16 protein-coding genes, 8 tRNA genes and 2 rRNA genes are annotated in these 15,520 nt (G+C 44.1%); 23 read left to right on the top strand and 3 right to left on the bottom strand.

The window, feature by feature from the left end; all coding sequences use genetic code 11:
- The 11 genes from CGZ90_RS18465 to rocF form a co-directional block, all read left to right on the top strand.
- Positions 1–90 (top strand): 23S ribosomal RNA (locus tag CGZ90_RS18465); the annotation flags it as partial.
- 155 nt (positions 91–245) lie between these two features.
- Positions 246–361, top strand: a 5S ribosomal RNA gene (gene rrf / locus CGZ90_RS18460).
- 38 nt (positions 362–399) lie between these two features.
- Positions 400–474: transfer RNA gene (locus tag CGZ90_RS18455), tRNA-Asn, on the top strand.
- A gap of 2 nt (positions 475–476) precedes the next feature.
- Positions 477–552: transfer RNA gene (locus CGZ90_RS18450), tRNA-Thr, on the top strand.
- A 5-nt stretch (positions 553–557) separates the two neighbouring features.
- Positions 558–632, top strand: a tRNA-Glu gene (locus CGZ90_RS18445).
- Positions 633–650: 18 nt separating this feature from the next.
- Positions 651–726, top strand: a tRNA-Val gene (locus tag CGZ90_RS18440).
- A 5-nt stretch (positions 727–731) separates the two neighbouring features.
- Positions 732–807, top strand: a tRNA-Thr gene (locus tag CGZ90_RS18435).
- Between the two features lie 117 nt (positions 808–924).
- Positions 925–1,009: transfer RNA gene (locus CGZ90_RS18430), tRNA-Tyr, on the top strand.
- A 46-nt stretch (positions 1,010–1,055) separates the two neighbouring features.
- Positions 1,056–1,129, top strand: a tRNA-Gly gene (locus tag CGZ90_RS18425).
- Between the two features lie 4 nt (positions 1,130–1,133).
- Positions 1,134–1,209 (top strand) — tRNA-Ala (locus CGZ90_RS18420).
- 592 nt (positions 1,210–1,801) lie between these two features.
- The gene (gene rocF, locus CGZ90_RS18415) at positions 1,802–2,701 is read left to right on the top strand and encodes an arginase (protein WP_094253990.1); all 900 of its coding nucleotides are present in this window, start codon (positions 1,802–1,804) and stop codon (positions 2,699–2,701) included.
- 21 nt (positions 2,702–2,722) lie between these two features.
- Here the strand turns inward: rocF and CGZ90_RS18410 are convergent, their stop codons facing one another.
- Positions 2,723–2,890, bottom strand: coding sequence for an aspartyl-phosphate phosphatase Spo0E family protein (locus CGZ90_RS18410; RefSeq protein WP_094253989.1), 168 nt, complete (start codon positions 2,888–2,890; stop codon positions 2,723–2,725).
- Between the two features lie 188 nt (positions 2,891–3,078).
- On the opposite strand from CGZ90_RS18410, the gene sigW reads away from it, so the two are divergent.
- The 7 genes from sigW (at position 3,079) to CGZ90_RS18375 (ending at position 10,954) form a co-directional block, all read left to right on the top strand.
- A complete protein-coding gene (sigW, locus tag CGZ90_RS18405) occupies positions 3,079–3,654 on the top strand; it encodes an RNA polymerase sigma factor SigW (RefSeq protein WP_094253988.1) in 576 nt (191 codons plus the stop codon).
- Positions 3,655–3,665: 11 nt separating this feature from the next.
- On the top strand, positions 3,666–4,322 hold the full coding sequence (locus tag CGZ90_RS18400) for a zf-HC2 domain-containing protein (RefSeq protein ID WP_165766908.1): 657 nt from the start codon (positions 3,666–3,668) through the stop codon (positions 4,320–4,322).
- Between the two features lie 179 nt (positions 4,323–4,501).
- On the top strand, positions 4,502–5,326 hold the full coding sequence (gene cdaA / locus CGZ90_RS18395; RefSeq protein WP_094253986.1) for a diadenylate cyclase CdaA: 825 nt from the start codon (positions 4,502–4,504) through the stop codon (positions 5,324–5,326).
- Complete coding sequence (locus tag CGZ90_RS18390; RefSeq protein ID WP_094253985.1) at positions 5,319–6,641, top strand: CdaR family protein; 1,323 nt, start codon at positions 5,319–5,321, stop codon at positions 6,639–6,641. The genes cdaA and CGZ90_RS18390 overlap by 8 nt, the downstream gene beginning before the upstream one ends.
- The gene (gene glmM / locus CGZ90_RS18385) at positions 6,641–7,981 is read left to right on the top strand and encodes a phosphoglucosamine mutase (protein WP_094253984.1); all 1,341 of its coding nucleotides are present in this window, start codon (positions 6,641–6,643) and stop codon (positions 7,979–7,981) included. The genes CGZ90_RS18390 and glmM overlap by 1 nt, the downstream gene beginning before the upstream one ends.
- A 483-nt stretch (positions 7,982–8,464) precedes the next feature.
- On the top strand, positions 8,465–10,267 hold the full coding sequence (gene glmS, locus CGZ90_RS18380; protein ID WP_094253983.1) for a glutamine--fructose-6-phosphate transaminase (isomerizing): 1,803 nt from the start codon (positions 8,465–8,467) through the stop codon (positions 10,265–10,267).
- A 111-nt stretch (positions 10,268–10,378) separates the two neighbouring features.
- Positions 10,379–10,954 carry a GNAT family N-acetyltransferase gene (locus CGZ90_RS18375; RefSeq protein ID WP_240515482.1) on the top strand — a complete coding sequence of 192 codons (576 nt, stop codon included), beginning with the start codon at positions 10,379–10,381 and terminating at the stop codon, positions 10,952–10,954.
- A 55-nt stretch (positions 10,955–11,009) separates the two neighbouring features.
- Here CGZ90_RS18375 and CGZ90_RS18370 read toward each other — a convergent pair whose 3' ends face one another.
- A complete protein-coding gene (locus CGZ90_RS18370) occupies positions 11,010–11,588 on the bottom strand; it encodes a YdhK family protein (RefSeq protein WP_094253982.1) in 579 nt (192 codons plus the stop codon).
- Positions 11,589–11,695: 107 nt separating this feature from the next.
- On the opposite strand from CGZ90_RS18370, the gene CGZ90_RS18365 reads away from it, so the two are divergent.
- Entirely contained in the window at positions 11,696–11,917 is a 222-nt protein-coding gene (locus CGZ90_RS18365; protein WP_094253981.1) for a hypothetical protein, read from the top strand.
- A 328-nt stretch (positions 11,918–12,245) separates the two neighbouring features.
- Complete coding sequence (locus CGZ90_RS18360; protein ID WP_094253980.1) at positions 12,246–12,599, top strand: VOC family protein; 354 nt, start codon at positions 12,246–12,248, stop codon at positions 12,597–12,599.
- Positions 12,600–12,653: 54 nt separating this feature from the next.
- On the opposite strand, the gene CGZ90_RS18355 is transcribed toward CGZ90_RS18360, so the two are convergent.
- Positions 12,654–13,013: a DUF4383 domain-containing protein gene (locus tag CGZ90_RS18355; protein ID WP_094253979.1), complete on the bottom strand. Its 360-nt coding sequence runs from the start codon at positions 13,011–13,013 to the stop codon at positions 12,654–12,656.
- Between the two features lie 173 nt (positions 13,014–13,186).
- On the opposite strand from CGZ90_RS18355, the gene CGZ90_RS21240 reads away from it, so the two are divergent.
- The 3 genes from CGZ90_RS21240 (at position 13,187) to putP (ending at position 15,477) form a co-directional block, all read left to right on the top strand.
- Entirely contained in the window at positions 13,187–13,321 is a 135-nt protein-coding gene (locus CGZ90_RS21240) for a hypothetical protein (RefSeq protein ID WP_276206775.1), read from the top strand.
- Between the two features lie 92 nt (positions 13,322–13,413).
- On the top strand, positions 13,414–13,839 hold the full coding sequence (locus CGZ90_RS18345) for a pyridoxamine 5'-phosphate oxidase family protein (protein WP_094253977.1): 426 nt from the start codon (positions 13,414–13,416) through the stop codon (positions 13,837–13,839).
- A 174-nt stretch (positions 13,840–14,013) separates the two neighbouring features.
- On the top strand, positions 14,014–15,477 hold the full coding sequence (gene putP, locus CGZ90_RS18340; protein ID WP_094253976.1) for a sodium/proline symporter PutP: 1,464 nt from the start codon (positions 14,014–14,016) through the stop codon (positions 15,475–15,477).
- Positions 15,478–15,520: the final 43 nt, after the last annotated feature.

The following is a 15,520-nucleotide window of genomic DNA, read 5'->3' as shown; positions in this document are numbered from 1 at the left end:
CCCTTAGAGATGATGAGGCTGATAGGTCTGGTGTGGAAGCGTGGCGACACGTGGAGCTGACAGATACTAATCGGTCGAGGGCTTATCCTTATGCGTTTGGAAACGTCGATATCTAGTTTTGAAAGAGCAATCTTTCTAAAAAACGCATGATTTTTTTGATAAAAAAGGTCTTGCAAATGATGAGTTTTCGTAGTAAAATTTATCTTGTCTTCTTAAAATGACAGACGGTTTTGAGATTACATAGGTCCAGTGATGATGGCGAAGAGGTCACACCCGTTCCCATACCGAACACGGAAGTTAAGCTCTTCAGCGCCGATGGTAGTTGGGGGTTTCCCCCTGTAAGAGTAGGACGTCGCTGGGCCACACTCAAAACATTGAATGTGGATTCTTTTTAATTGTTCCACAGTAGCTCAGTGGTAGAGCTATCGGCTGTTAACCGATCGGTCGCAGGTTCGAGTCCTGCCTGTGGAGCCATTGCTTCCATAGCTCAGCAGGCAGAGTGCTTCCATGGTAAGGAAGAGGTCACCGGTTCGAGCCCGGTTGGAAGCTCCATAATTGGCCCGTTGGTCAAGCGGTTAAGACACCGCCCTTTCACGGCGGTAACACGGGTTCGAATCCCGTACGGGTCACCATTTATACTTTTTAATTTCGGAGGATTAGCTCAGCTGGGAGAGCACCTGCCTTACAAGCAGGGGGTCGGCGGTTCGATCCCGTCATCCTCCACCATTTATGCCGGTTTAGCTCAATTGGTAGAGCAACTGACTTGTAATCAGTAGGTTGGGGGTTCAAGTCCTCTAGCCGGCACCACCATTTATTTTCTTTAAGGAAAATAAAATTGCTGCGACGAGAAAGCAATCAACTTTGAAAGCTTTTAGACGCAGGAGCATCTCTAACTTAACTGATAGAATGTCTCTTTTTTTATGTGGAGGGGTAGCGAAGTGGCTAAACGCGGCGGACTGTAAATCCGCTCCCTCCGGGTTCGGCGGTTCGAATCCGTCCCCCTCCACCATTTTTCTTAGAATAAAAGAAATGAAACTGAACATCTTAATAACCATGCGGGTGTAGTTTAATGGTAAAACAAGAGCCTTCCAAGCTCTGGTCGTGAGTTCGATTCTCATCACCCGCTCCAAAATGGGGCTTTAGCTCAGCTGGGAGAGCGCCTGCCTTGCACGCAGGAGGTCAGCGGTTCGATCCCGCTAAGCTCCACCATACATAACTGTTAACCTTAAGCGTAATAGCTTAAGGTTTTTTTGTATTATTTTACTAACAAGTTTGGTGCGGTGATCTCCGCTCCAATCAATACATGTATTCATCACAAATCAATAAAAAACCTCAAGAGGGTCATGCCAACTCTTAATGTCGAAGCGGTGTGGGCAATTCTTCTTTATAATTACATCTGATGATTGTCTTCAATCCTTATATGCATTATAAGACGGGTTAAAAAACAATGCTTCTAATGCATTTCACGTTTTGCTCCAAAGCAATCTAACGTCTAAATCTTGGGCTGTTTTCTCATCTTTCATCACATACGCCTATTCATCTTGAATCCATCATTGATAGTTGATTGGAGTGTAAGGTGCCGACTCCAGCGGGACAAGCGGTCAGGTGAGACACTCAAGGGCGCGTAGCGGCGAGTGGCTCACCGCCTGCCCCGCGGAAAGCGTGCGCCTGAAACGGAGATCAACTGCTTCTCTGAATTCTTTTAGTATATCTATACAAGTTTTTGCGCAGTTGAACCATTGAAAGTCATAGGCTTACAATAGAGAGGAGGTAGTGTTCTAAAATGGGGAGGCTATATTAGATGGTTAGAGAGATAACGTTAATTGGAGTTCCAATGGATTTAGGTCAGACCCGCCGCGGTGTGGATATGGGACCGAGTGCAATTCGATATGCTGGTGTGATTGAACGCCTTGAAAATTTGGAATACGAAGTGAAAGATATGGGTGACATAAAGATTGGCAGAAGGGACAGTACGCCTTCAGATGGCCATGATAATTTAAAAAATCTTCAAGAAGTAGAGCAAGCTAGTGAAGAGCTTGCACGGGCTGTTTCTGAAACGATAAATAGTAAGCGCTTTCCTTTGGTGCTCGGAGGCGATCACAGCATTGCGATCGGAACTCTTGCAGGGGTGGCAAAAAATTATAAAAACCTCGGTGTTATCTGGTACGATGCGCACGGAGACTTGAATACAGCGGATACATCGCCAAGCGGAAATATTCACGGTATGCCTTTAGCAGCAAGCCTTGGAATCGGCCATGAGAAGCTGACAAACATTGCAGGCTACGCACCTAAAATTAAGCCAGAGAATGTTGTCATTATCGGAGCCCGGTCCCTTGATGAGGGTGAGCGTGAGCTGATTAAGGAAAAAGGCATTAAGGTGTTTACGATGCATGAGATCGACAGGCTAGGCATGGCCCGTGTTATGGAAGAGACGATCGGTTATTTGGCAGGATGCGATGGTGTGCACTTAAGCCTTGATCTTGACGGTCTTGATCCGCACGATGCACCAGGAGTCGGCACACCGGTTCTAGGAGGGATCAGTTATCGGGAAAGTCACTTGGCGATGGAGATGCTGGCAGAGTCGGAAGTTATTACATCAGCCGAGTTTGTAGAAGTGAACCCGATATTGGATGAGCGCAACAAAACAGCTACTGTTGCGGTAGCATTAATGGGATCGTTGTTTGGAGAAAAATTGTTATAAAATGAAACAGCTGCTCTTGGGCTAGAGCAGCTGTTTTTTTGTTTTTAATTGATGAAATTCATTCAGGAGTCTATCAATGTATTGAGACAGCTCAACTACCTCGTCGGCAATGAGCGGGAGATGCTTGGACAATTCATTCATTTGTTTTCGGGAGTGTTCAATTTCCATCAATAATAGCTCGTGGTTCAAGACAGACAACTCCTTTATTGGTCTTTAGTCCCACTATTCCCGTTTTTTGAAAATCAAAACACTTTTTCAAAAATTTGTATGGAAATTTAAATACAAACGATAAAATGATACAATAAAAAAGTTATTATTCATTTTTGAAACCTTTTTAAAGGTTAATCCGTAGAGTAGAGCCGAGGTGTGGTGGAGAAATGGACGCCCTTATAGCAAACATGGTCAGCCAGGTCAGAAACGGGGACAGGGACGCATACGAGGGAATTGTGGACTTGTTCAAGGATAAGATATATCAGTTATGCTACCGTATGACAGGCAACCGGCATGAAGCAGAAGATCTTGCACAAGAAGCGTTTTTGCGTGCATACATGAACATAGATAAATATAACGGCGACTACAAGTTTTCGACTTGGCTTTTTCGTATTGCCACCAATCTTTGTATTGACCGCCTCCGCAAAAAGAAACCAGACTACTCGCTCGATGCAGAAGTACCAGGTACAGATGGTGCAACGATGTACAGCCAGCTTGCCACTAAGGAGCCGCTTCCAGAGGAGAAAGTGACGGAGTCTGAGAAAAGAATGGAGCTTCAGACAGAGATTATGAAGCTGCCGGAGAAGTATAGGACTGCCATCCTTATGAAATATATGGAGGATATGTCTTTGGAAGAGATCAGCAAAGCCATGGATATACCGGTCCCAACGGTTAAAACAAGGATTCATAGGGGTAGAGAAGCTTTGAAGAAAGTGTTCCAGCAAACCGCGATAAGCAAATGAGGTGAATGTTGATGGGCTGCGAGAAAGAGTATTATGATGAGCTAATGAATAAAGTGATGGACGGCGAGGCTGATGCAGCAGAAGCGGATCAGTTTCATGCACACTTGAACGAGTGCGGTGTGTGCAGGTCAGAGTACGAAGCAGTAAGCTTCTTGATCGAAGAACTCCAGTCATCTGATATAAAGGCGCCAGTGGGCTTTACAGCAGCTGTGATGAGCTCCCTGCCGCATCAGAAAAGAAAGTTTCACTTGCAGACATGGATGAAAAGACATCCGCTCCTTACAGCTGCAGCTGTGTTTGTACTGTTTATGGCTGCATCAGTGACGGCGCTCTTTAATCAGCAGGATATTGCGGTTATAAAAGGCGAGGGCAACGTAGTAATTAATGAAAAGGATAATACAGTCACCGTTCCTAAAGGAGAAGTGATTAAAGGCGACCTCGTTGTCGAAAACGCAGATGTGAGGATTGAAGGCCGTGTAGAAGGCGATGTGACTGTAGTAAAAGGCAATCAATATTTGGCATCTGCAGGAGAAGTAACAGGGGACAGTAAAGAAATCGGTGCTGTTGTCGAATGGATATGGTATAAGCTAAAATCCATTACAACAGGCGCTGAAGAATTAATGAAATCAGAAAGCCGCGGATCAGAGCCGGGGCTTTTTTCTATGTAAAAGACTGAGGGGTCCGGTACCATACATTATAATCTTTAAGAAAATCAACCTCTATTGGCTGATGGTACCGGACCCCAATAGAGGCGGGCTTAGTATGGATGATATGAAATTTATGGTTATGATATAATAGAACAGTTATTGAATTCTTTTTTTGAACTTACCCGAGAGGGAGGGTTGTCATGCTGGCAATCAGAGACGGAGAAATATACAGCTACTTAACTCAAATAATTGATATCCTACTGGTGACGTATGTCATCTATAAATTGATCATGCTCATAAGAGGCACAAAAGCGGTTCAGCTTCTTAAGGGAATCACCGTTATTATTTTGGTCTGGTTTTTAAGCAGTGCCTTCAATTTGAAAACGCTGGAATGGCTCATGGACAAGGCGATCACTTATGGTCTGCTGGCCATCATCATCATATTCCAGCCTGAGCTTAGACGTGCTTTGGAACAGCTTGGACGAGGCCGCTTCTTTTCAAGGGCAGGTATGCCAGAGGAAGAAGAGATGGAGAAGTCCATCGCAGCGATCACCAAATCCACTAGCTATATGGCTAAAAGACGAATTGGTGCGATCATTTCCATTGAAAGAGAAACAGGTCTGAATGAATACGTTGAAACCGGCATCCCGATGAATGCAAAGCTAACATCGGAGCTGCTGACGAATATTTTCGTACCAAACACGCCGCTTCATGACGGAGCAGTGATTGTGAAATCCAACCAAATATTCGCTGCAGGCTGCTATCTGCCGCTGACGGAGAGTCCTTTTATCTCAAAAGAACTCGGAACGCGTCACAGGGCGGCAATCGGTGTAAGTGAAGTGACAGATGCCGTTACGGTTGTCGTGTCAGAAGAAACAGGCACGATTTCGTTGACAAAGAACGGTGAGATCTATCGAAACCTTGATGAGGAATCCCTGAAAAACCTGCTGAACGCAGAGCTGATCATATCCAATAAGCCTGCATCTTCATCCCGCTGGAACTGGAGGGGGAAGAAAAATGGATAAGCTTCTGAACTCAAACTGGTTTGTAAAAGTCATTGCGTTCTTCCTCGCACTGTTGCTCGCGATGGGTGTCAGCATGGAAACGGAGGAAGACAACGCTAATAAGCTGTTATGGACGATGTCATCTAAAAAGAGCGAAACGTTAAATGATATCAGCATCGTTCCATATTTTGACCAGCAAAATTATGTACTAACCGATATGCCGGCCTCGGTTGATGTGAAGCTGAGCGGCCCGGCAAGCCTGATTACAAAGACAACAAAAGTAGATCGTGCTTTTGAAGTATATATTGATTTAACAAAGCAAAAGGCAGGATCAAAAAAAGTAAAGGTTCAGATTCGAAACCTGCCAAAAGGTCTGAAGGCAAGCGTAGAGCCAACATATGTAGATGTCACGCTGCACAAGAAAATTACGAAGGAAGTGCCGGTTAACATCGACCTGAAAAATATCCGCAAGCTGCCATCCGGCTACTCTCCGGGTGAAACGGAATTCAGCCCGCGGACAGTTAAGCTGACAGGTGCCGAAGAGATGATTAACGACATATCCTTTATTACTGGATTTGTGGATGTAGGGAAAGCGACCGAAACGATTGAAACGAGTGTGCCTCTAAAGGCATATAACAGCCAGGGTGAAGTCGTGGATGTAGCAATCAATCCTGAAACCGCAAAGGTTAAAGTGCCGATCAACAAGCCGAAGAAAAACGTATCGGTTTCTGTAAAACAAAAAGGTGAGCTTCCGGAAGGATTGAGACTAAATGGAATCTCGGTAAAGCCGGGAGATGTCAGCCTGACCGGTCCACAGTCACTGCTTGATGAAATCGATGAAATTCATGCGATGGAGATTGATTTAAGCAAGGTTACGGAAGACACATCTTATGAAGCAGAGCTGATAATTCCAGAAGGCGTTAAAGTATCAGCTGACAGAGTTACCGTTGAGGTCGATGTAGAAGAAACGGAAGTCAGCAGGACTTTTAAAGAGATCCCGCTTACGATAGAAGGCCTTGCTGAAGGCCAGGAAGCGGATATATTGAATCCTGGCAGCGGGTTTACGGATATTACCGTAACTGGAAAGAAAGAAGTTCTGGACCAGCTTGAAGCTTCAGACTTACAGGCTATTCTTGATGTGAGCAGCCTGGAAGATGGCGAGCACGCGATAAAGATTGCCTGGAAGAAGCCTGCTGGAGTCTTGCTAGAAGATCCGATGCTTGAAGCAACGGTATCATTAACATCAGAAACGAGCACGTCCGAAACATCAGGGACAGAGGATACGAACAAAAATAACGAATCAACGAGCCAACAGCTGAAGGAGAGAATAGATTAATGGGTAAATTTTTTGGAACGGATGGAGTACGTGGAGTAGCAAACGCAGAATTAACACCTGAACTGGCATTTAAGCTGGGAAGGTTTGGAGGATATGTATTAACAAAAGAAAGCGACAAGCCAAAAGTGCTGATCGGGCGTGATACTCGTATTTCCGGCCAGATGCTTGAAGGAGCGCTTGTTGCAGGGCTGCTTTCAATCGGCGCTGAAGTGATGCGTCTTGGAGTTATTTCAACACCAGGCGTAGCTTTCCTGACAAAAGCTCTCGGTGCACAGGCTGGTGTCATGATCTCAGCATCTCACAATCCTGTTGCAGACAATGGAATTAAATTTTTCGGCCACGACGGCTTCAAGCTTCTTGATGCTCAGGAAGCGGAGATCGAGGCGCTTTTAGAGAAAGAAACAGACGAACTGCCGCGCCCTGTCGGCGGAGATCTTGGTTCTGTGAGCGACTATTTCGAAGGCGGACAGAAGTATCTGCAGTTCCTGAAACATTCTCTCCAGGGAGATCTTTCAGGCATGAAAATCGCTTTGGACTGCGCACATGGTGCAACATCATCTCATGCAGTGCACCTTTTCGCTGACTTAGAAGCGGATCTATTCACTATGGGTAATAATCCGAATGGACTGAACATCAATGAAGGCGTTGGAAGCACACACCCTGAACAGCTCGCTGCACTTGTTGTAGAGAAGAGTGCTCACATGGGTCTTGCATTCGATGGAGACGGCGACAGACTGATCGCGGTTGATGAAAAAGGAAATATCGTAGATGGCGACCAGATCATGTTCATCTGTGCAAAATATTTAAAAGAACAGGGAAGACTAAACGAAGATACAGTAGTATCGACAGTTATGAGCAACCTTGGTTTCTATAAAGGGATTGAAGAAGCGGGCATCAAGTCTGCGCAGACTGGGGTAGGCGACCGCTATGTAATGGAAGAGATGAGAAAAGGCAACTACAACCTTGGGGGCGAACAGTCAGGACATATCATTTTCCTTGATTACTCGACAACGGGTGACGGAATGCTGTCAGCGATCCAGCTGGCAAGCTTCGTGAAGGCATCAGGCAAGCCTCTTTCTGAGCTTGCGGCTGAAATGAAGAAGTTCCCGCAGCTGCTGATCAATGTGAAAGTAGCTGACAAAACAAAGCTTGACGGCAACGAAACAATTAAGAGTGCCATTGACGAAGTAGAAGCGGAAATGAACGGAAACGGCCGTGTCCTCGTCCGTCCTTCCGGAACAGAACCTCTTGTCCGTGTCATGGTAGAAGCGCCTTCCGAAGAACTTTGCGGGAAGTATGCAGACCAAATCGCAGAGGTTGTCAAAAAAGAATTAGTATAAATCTGCAGCTCTCTCCCCAAAGAAAGAAAAAGGGCACGAAACCTATGCATAAGCGGCTCACCAAGCAGGCCGCTTTTGCATAGCTTTTTATATAAGAATCACCTGTAAACGGGTTTTCTGTCTTTTTTTGTTAAAATAAATTGACGGGTGAAAAAAATCCGTGTAATATTGGTTTGTTCTTACTCTAAAGAGGGAAAGGAGAAAGGCAGAGCCAATTTATTTACCAAGCGCCTGAACTGCTTATCGGACGAAAACAAGCAGTTGACGAGGATAGAGGTTATCGAACTTTCGGCGGATGCCTCTCGGGATTGATCAGCCCGCAAGCTGCAGCTTAAACCAGGCAAGGTGACTTCCTGTACAAAGGCAGCAGCACCGATCAAAAAAAACGATACAGACATAGGTGGGGCTGTGGAGCCCTGCTCCCGGCCCTGCCCTGATTTGCTCATTAGTGGTGAGCTTTTATCTAAGGGAGGATATTTAATTATGTGCGGAATTGTTGGTTATATTGGAAATACAGATGCGAAAGAAATCTTGCTGCGCGGTCTTGAAAAGCTTGAGTACCGCGGCTACGACTCAGCAGGTATCGCAGTATTGAACGAAGAAGGCGTGCACGTGTTCAAGGAAAAAGGCCGCATCGCGAACCTTCGCGAAAGTGTGGATCTTTCTGTTGAAGCTCCGATCGGGATCGGACATACCCGCTGGGCGACACACGGCAAGCCAAGCAAAGTGAATTCTCACCCGCATCAAAGCACAACGAGCCGCTTTACGCTCGTTCACAACGGAGTTATCGAGAACTACGAACAGATCAAGAAACAGCAGCTTGCTGGCGTAACGTTTGTTTCTGATACAGATACAGAAATCATCGTTCAGCTTGTTGAGAAATTCGTAAATGAAGGCATGGAAGTAGAAGCGGCATTCCGCCAAACTCTTTCTGACCTGAAAGGTTCTTATGCCATCGCTCTTCTTGATAACGAAAACCCGGAAACCATCTATGTTGGAAAGAACAAGAGCCCGCTTCTCGTCGGACTTGGCGAAGGCTTTAACGTTGTAGCAAGTGACGCTATGGCGATGCTTTCTCAAACTGACCAGTATGTTGAGCTTAATGACAAAGAAGTAGTTATTTTAACAAAAGACGGCTACACAATTCTTACGCTTGACGGCGAAACTGTAGAACGCGCACCGTACACAGCTGAGCTTGATGCGAGCGACATCGAAAAGGGAACGTACCCTCACTTCATGTTAAAAGAAATTGACGAGCAGCCATTCGTAATGCGTAACATCATCAATAAATACCAGAACGAAAACGGCAAGCTTAAGCTTGATGACGACATCCGCAAAGCAATGACTGACGCTGACCGTGTATACATCGTGGCATGTGGAACGTCTTACCACGCTGGTCTTGTCGGCAAGCAGCTGATCGAAAATATCGCAGAGATTCCGGTTGAAGTGCACATCGCTTCTGAATTCGTGTACAACATGCCGCTTCTAAGCAAAAAGCCATTGTTCATCTTTATCTCACAGTCCGGTGAAACAGCTGACAGCCGTGCCGTACTCGTTGAAATTAAGAAACTTGGCCACAAAGCATTAACGATCACAAACGTTCCAGGATCCACGCTTTCACGTGAAGCGAACTACACGCTGAACCTTTATGCTGGTCCTGAAATTGCGGTTGCATCAACAAAAGCATACACAGCTCAGATCGCTGTTCTTGCTATCCTTGCTGTTGACTCTGCACACGCGAAAGGCATCGAGCTTGATTTCAACCCGATGCAGGAGCTTGCAATCGTTGCGAATGCGATGGAAACACTTTGCAACCAAAAAGAGCAGATGGAAAACATCGCACGTGAATACTTGGCGGTTTCCCGCAACTGCTTCTTCATCGGCCGTTCTGCTGACTTCTATGTATGTCTAGAAGGAGCACTTAAGCTGAAAGAAATCTCTTACATCCAGGCAGAAGGATTTGCCGGTGGAGAGCTTAAGCACGGAACAATCGCGCTTATTGAAGAAGGAACTCCAGTAATCGCGCTTGCAACGCAAGAGCACGTAAACTTGAGCATCCGCGGAAACGTAAAAGAAGTTGCAGCACGCGGCGCTTACACTTGCATCATCTCTATGGATGGAATGCAGGATGAAGAAGACCGCATCGTACTTCCAGCGGTTCACGAATACTTGACACCGCTCGTATCTGTACTGCCATTGCAGCTCATCTCTTACTACGCAGCGCTTCACCGCGACTGTGACGTAGATAAGCCGCGTAACCTTGCGAAGTCAGTTACAGTTGAGTAAAAAACAAATATGATTTTAATAGCACACACTTTTGAGCATCAGTTGAAGCTTTAAAGTGTGTGTTTTTTCGTTTGAAATGAGAATGCTCAAGAATGAGAAAAGGGAACAAACATGCAATACATGAAAGAATCACCCACTTTAGCAGGGGACAAGGTTACCTTACGAAAGATCGACCCTGAAAAAGATAAAAGGGATTTTTATAAGATGTTCAAAGAAGCAGATATGCATCTATGGACGGGGAACAAGATTTTTAAAAATGAAGAGGAAGCTCATAATGAATTGAAAAAATATCGTGATTTAGAAGGATTAATTGCATGGGCGCTAATTAAAAATGAAACAAATCAGTTTATCGGGACCTATTGGATTGCTCCGGCTATTATAGACGGTAAAAAAATTATCTCTGCGGAAGCACAGAGAATAGATAAAACCTATTGGAGAAAGGGATATACGAAAGAAGCACGGAAGCTTGTATATGATTATGCATTTCACGTATTAGAAGTTGATGAAATCTACGCGCAGGCATGGGAAAACAATCGAAATTCATGCCTTTCCATGGAGAAAGCAGGGTTTGTTTTAACAGACTCAGTGGAAAGGGAATTCTCAAAATACGGAGAAAGATACATAGAAAATCATTATGTTTTGAAAAAAAGATTATGGTTAAAAATGAAGGAAAGCCTCCAAGGATAAGGCTAACGTTAAAGAAAGCTCTGTCTAGTAACGACAGAGCTTTCTTTAACGTTTTTTATTCAGCTGACAATTCGCTCTCTGTCACCCATTTATGATTCTTGACCTTTTTTCCGCCTGTGGTCGGTGTATAATCTACCATGTAAACCGTTGTCTGTTCAGCAGAGTCGATTACTGCTTTTGCTCCCTTCATGCCTTTCATATGATCTGCATCAAGAGTTACTTCTGAACCCGGTTTTAAAGGCTGATCACCAGCATCCTTCAGTTCTTCATGGATGACCCATTTGTGGTCAGTGACTTTTTCACCGCCTGTTGTCGGTGTATAGGTAACAGTGTAGACGGTTGTATCAAATGCACCGGAAATCGTTGCTTTTGCTCCGTCCATTCCTGCCATATGGTCGGCGTTTATTACTGCTGTACTGCCAACTTTAAACTCAGGATTTTTTGCCTTCTCAAGTCCTTTCGGAACATCCCCTGAACCGGAGTGATTCATTTCACCATGATCCATTGATCCATGATCTTGCTCAGCGTCTTCGTGTTTCTTTTTTTTTTCATCCATTCCTTTTTCATTGTTCCCACATGCAGCGAGAAGTAAGGAAAGTGCAAGAAATACAGAGCCAAATGCCTTTTTGTTCATATCAAGAACCTCCTAGTCGACCTTATTAAAATGCTTAGATTATAAAGAGTTAAAAATGAGACAAAACTCTTTACTTGTTCATTATAATTAGCAGTTATGAAGAAGTTATGAAGAAAGAGGAGATTGACCGTTTATATGGAAGTTTATTTGAAGAGAAGAAGTTCTCTGGGCGATTACAAGTTCAGCAAGAAATTCAACTGGCTGAATTGTTGTTCAGTTCGGGGGATCATGGCAGTTTTTTCTTCTTAAAGACACAAGGAGCGGGTAGAAATAAACAGTCCGATAAAGAACCAAATCAATACAATATTCGTTCATGTGAGCAATCTTGAAATCGGTTCAATGGTATTGTGCACTGCTCAGCCAGCTATGCTACAATGCCTACTCCTTAAGTATTGCTTTAAATCTATGTTTAATTGCCTTAGCTTACTTTAACATCACAAATTCATAATCATCTTGAATCCTTCATTGATAAAGTTGATCGTAGTGTAAGGTGCCGACTCCTGCGGGACGAGCGGGAAGGTGAGACCCTTTAGGACGCAAAGCGGCAAAGGGGCTCACCGCCTGCCCCGCGGAAAGCGTGCACCTGAAACGAAGATCAACCGCTTCTTTGAGTTCTTTAATATCTAGCTGCCAAAAAAAAATAAAAGGGTGAGGTTTATGAACAGTCCTGTTTTAGCTCAGATTGGAACAGTTTTCATGCCAGTAAGTAATATTGAGGCAGCACGCGATTGGTACTGTGATTTGCTTGGGATAGAAGCTGATGGAGAGGTTCAGTTCGGCCACATTTATGTGATTCCGCTAGAGGGAACGAACCTTGTATTGGACAGCAAAATTTATTCTGAGGAAAAGATAGTGCAGATCCCGCTGTTTCACTTTAATACGGAAAACATTGAAGATGCTTACCTGTTCATGAAACAGAAGGGGATGGACGTGATCAATGATATTCAGCATGGCCATTATTTTAACTTCAGAGATCCTGACGGTAATATGTTGATGATATGTAAATGCTAAAAGCCATTAAAAAACGAAGCCGTTAAAATAACGGCTTCGTTTTTATCATTTTTATTACTGTGAGACTGTTCTATTTGAGGATTTGGAAGCGCCGTAAATGAATCCAACATACAGGGATGCAAACGCGATAATAAAGTGCAGGATGTTATCGGCTACCAGGAACATGATGCCCATAAACTCATGCGTGAACAATCCAAGTATACCTACTAGCAAATAGACAAGGCCGAATACTTTTGAGAATAATACGGCTTTTGCTTCTGAACTGCTCATGATCAGTCCAACGATACCAGAAGCAAGGTGGACGATATTATGAACGGGCGTCAGGTGAAAGATACTCTCCATCGGGAAAACAAAACCAATAATACCTAAAGCGAGAAAAATAATGGATAACGTTTTAACAAATGTCTTTGCCATGTTTGTCGCCTTCCTTTCAAAAATTATTCTTTCATTAAAGCTAACGTAGGAAGTTTTATTTTGGATCACTAAAAAATAAAATAATTTTTAAGGAGTTTTTTAGATTGTTTATCGTTATCACTTTAGGGCTATATAACAATACGCAGCAAAATACCAAAGGAGGCTTAAAGCTAATGATTACATTTCTGAAAAGAGTGTTAGGGCCGAATGTGCTGGTGTTGATAACATTATTGTTGCTGCCTGTTTTTCTCGTCACAGATAACGTAGCTTTGTTGGAGCAGATGATTGAATATATGAACAAAGATTGAGCTCTCAAGAGAGAGCTTTTTCTATTTGTTCGTGTTTTATTTTTTAATAGCTAAGGAATAGTAAGAGGTAGAACAAAAAAGGAGTGGATTGTGTGAATCAGCAGGAGCTTAAAGAAAACATTTTAAAGGTATTAAAAGAAAGCCGAACCGGAACGCTGGCTACGGTAAAAGGAAACAAACCGCATTCGCGCTATATGACGTTTTTCAATGAAGAATTGACACTGTACACACCAACGAGCAGCGAGACGCATAAAGCGGATGAGATTGAAGCGAATCCAAACGTACATATCCTGCTTGGATATGATGGGGACGGTTTTGGCGATGCGTATGTGGAGGTTGAAGGGACAGCGGTGATTAAGGATGATCAAGGTCTGAAGGACAAGCTTTGGAACGAGCATATGGAGCATTGGTTCGACGGAAAGGATGATCCGAATTATGTGGTGCTGGAGATTAAGCCTTCTGCTATCCGATTGATGAACAAAAGCGGTGTGGATGACGAAAAGCTGCTTGAGCTATAACAAGGTTAAGGCTTCCCATTTACTTGGGAAGCCTTTTGTGTGAAACGAGATTCGACAAAAAACATTCCCTTTTCGACAGTATCTATTTATAATTAAAATTGTTACTTTTATGAAAGTACTGAAAATTGCAAGGGCTTTCATTCAGCGAGAGAGTTTCAGAAGGGGAGAGGGATAATGGAATTTGGGGTTGTTTTTTCAATTGCTGTTTATATGATCGGCATGCTTCTGATCGGCTGGTACGCGTATAAGCGAACGGCGGACTTATCGGATTATATGCTTGGAGGCCGTAATCTTGGGCCTGCTGTTACAGCTCTAAGTGCGGGTGCATCTGATATGAGCGGCTGGCTCTTGATGGGTCTGCCAGGCGCGATGTATGCCACAGGCTTGAGCGCAGGCTGGATCGTTGTCGGATTAACGGTCGGTGCTTATTTAAACTGGCTTTATGTAGCACCACGATTGCGCACATACACGGAGGTTGCGAATAACTCTATCACGATACCTGATTACTTTGAAAACCGCTTTAAAGATTCATCCCGTATTTTAAGGCTGACATCAGCTTTTGTTATTCTTGTCTTTTTTACCTTTTACTCATCGTCTGGAATGGTATCAGGAGGACAGCTGTTTGAAACTGCGTTCGGAATGAACTACCTGACAGGCGTGCTTATTACAGCAGGCGTTGTTATACTGTACACGTTATTTGGCGGATTCTTGGCTGTAAGCTGGACAGATTTCGTTCAAGGAGCAATTATGTTTGTCGCGTTAATTCTTGTTCCGATTGTTGCCATCATGAATGTCGGCGGATGGGATGCGACTTTTACAGAGATTGAAAGTGTAAAGCCGTCCCTTCTTGATGCGTTTAAAGGGACGAGCTTGATCGGTATGATCTCATTAATGGCGTGGGGACTCGGTTATTTCGGACAGCCTCATATTATTGTCCGCTTTATGGCAATATCATCTGTAAAAGAAATGAAAACTGCGCGCCGTATCGGAATGGGATGGATGATTTTCTCTATTGTCGGAGCGATGTTTACAGGTTTAATCGGAATTGCGTATTTCAGTGAACAAGGAGCACCACTGAAAAAAGCTGAAACGGTGTTTATCGTTTTGTCTGAAGTATTGTTTCACCCAATCATAACCGGTTTCTTGCTGGCAGCTATCTTGGCTGCTGTCATGAGCACGATTTCCTCACAGCTCCTCGTCACAGCTAGTGCAGTGACAGAAGACTTTTACAAGGCGTTCGTAAAGCGTTCAGCAAGCGATAAAGAGCTTGTCCTGATTGGGCGTCTGTCTGTTCTTGCGATTTCTATCATCGCATTTGTGATGGCATTGAACCCGAACGATACAATCCTGAACCTAGTCGGTTATGCATGGGCTGGTTTCGGAGCGGCTTTCGGGCCGGTTGTCCTGCTCAGCCTTTATTGGAAGCGCATGACAAAATGGGGCGCACTTGCTGGTATGATTACAGGTACGGTGACCGTTGTAGTCTGGGAGCTCATCCCTGCATTCAAGGATGTGTATGAAATCATTCCAGGCTTTATTGCATGCGGAATTGCTATTATAGTGGTGAGTTTGCTGACAGCGAAGCCATCTGCTGACATTCGAAAAGAATTTGAACAATCCGCACAATTGACACTATAGAAAAGACGCTGCCGGTTTAAACGGAAAATGTCAAAAAAGCTGA

The organism is Fictibacillus aquaticus, from assembly GCF_002245695.1.
Taxonomy (GTDB): domain Bacteria; phylum Bacillota; class Bacilli; order Bacillales; family Fictibacillaceae; genus Fictibacillus; species Fictibacillus aquaticus.
This window is presented reverse-complemented; position numbering and strand designations above follow the sequence as displayed.

Bases quoted from the DNA above. Each gene is read 5' to 3' on its own strand.
- rocF (WP_094253990.1), top strand. From the start codon at position 1,802: ATGGTTAGAGAGATAACGTTAATTGGAGTTCCAATGGATTTAGGTCAG.
- sigW (WP_094253988.1), top strand. From the start codon at position 3,079: ATGGACGCCCTTATAGCAAACATGGTCAGCCAGGTCAGAAACGGGGAC.
- CGZ90_RS18400 (WP_165766908.1), top strand. From the start codon at position 3,666: ATGGGCTGCGAGAAAGAGTATTATGATGAGCTAATGAATAAAGTGATG.
- cdaA (WP_094253986.1), top strand. From the start codon at position 4,502: ATGCTGGCAATCAGAGACGGAGAAATATACAGCTACTTAACTCAAATA.
- CGZ90_RS18390 (WP_094253985.1), top strand. From the start codon at position 5,319: ATGGATAAGCTTCTGAACTCAAACTGGTTTGTAAAAGTCATTGCGTTC.
- glmM (WP_094253984.1), top strand. From the start codon at position 6,641: ATGGGTAAATTTTTTGGAACGGATGGAGTACGTGGAGTAGCAAACGCA.
- glmS (WP_094253983.1), top strand. From the start codon at position 8,465: ATGTGCGGAATTGTTGGTTATATTGGAAATACAGATGCGAAAGAAATC.
- CGZ90_RS18375 (WP_240515482.1), top strand. From the start codon at position 10,379: ATGCAATACATGAAAGAATCACCCACTTTAGCAGGGGACAAGGTTACC.
- CGZ90_RS18370 (WP_094253982.1), bottom strand. From the start codon at position 11,588: ATGAACAAAAAGGCATTTGGCTCTGTATTTCTTGCACTTTCCTTACTT.
- CGZ90_RS18365 (WP_094253981.1), top strand. From the start codon at position 11,696: ATGAAGAAAGAGGAGATTGACCGTTTATATGGAAGTTTATTTGAAGAG.
- CGZ90_RS18360 (WP_094253980.1), top strand. From the start codon at position 12,246: ATGAACAGTCCTGTTTTAGCTCAGATTGGAACAGTTTTCATGCCAGTA.
- CGZ90_RS18355 (WP_094253979.1), bottom strand. From the start codon at position 13,013: ATGGCAAAGACATTTGTTAAAACGTTATCCATTATTTTTCTCGCTTTA.
- CGZ90_RS21240 (WP_276206775.1), top strand. From the start codon at position 13,187: ATGATTACATTTCTGAAAAGAGTGTTAGGGCCGAATGTGCTGGTGTTG.
- putP (WP_094253976.1), top strand. From the start codon at position 14,014: ATGGAATTTGGGGTTGTTTTTTCAATTGCTGTTTATATGATCGGCATG.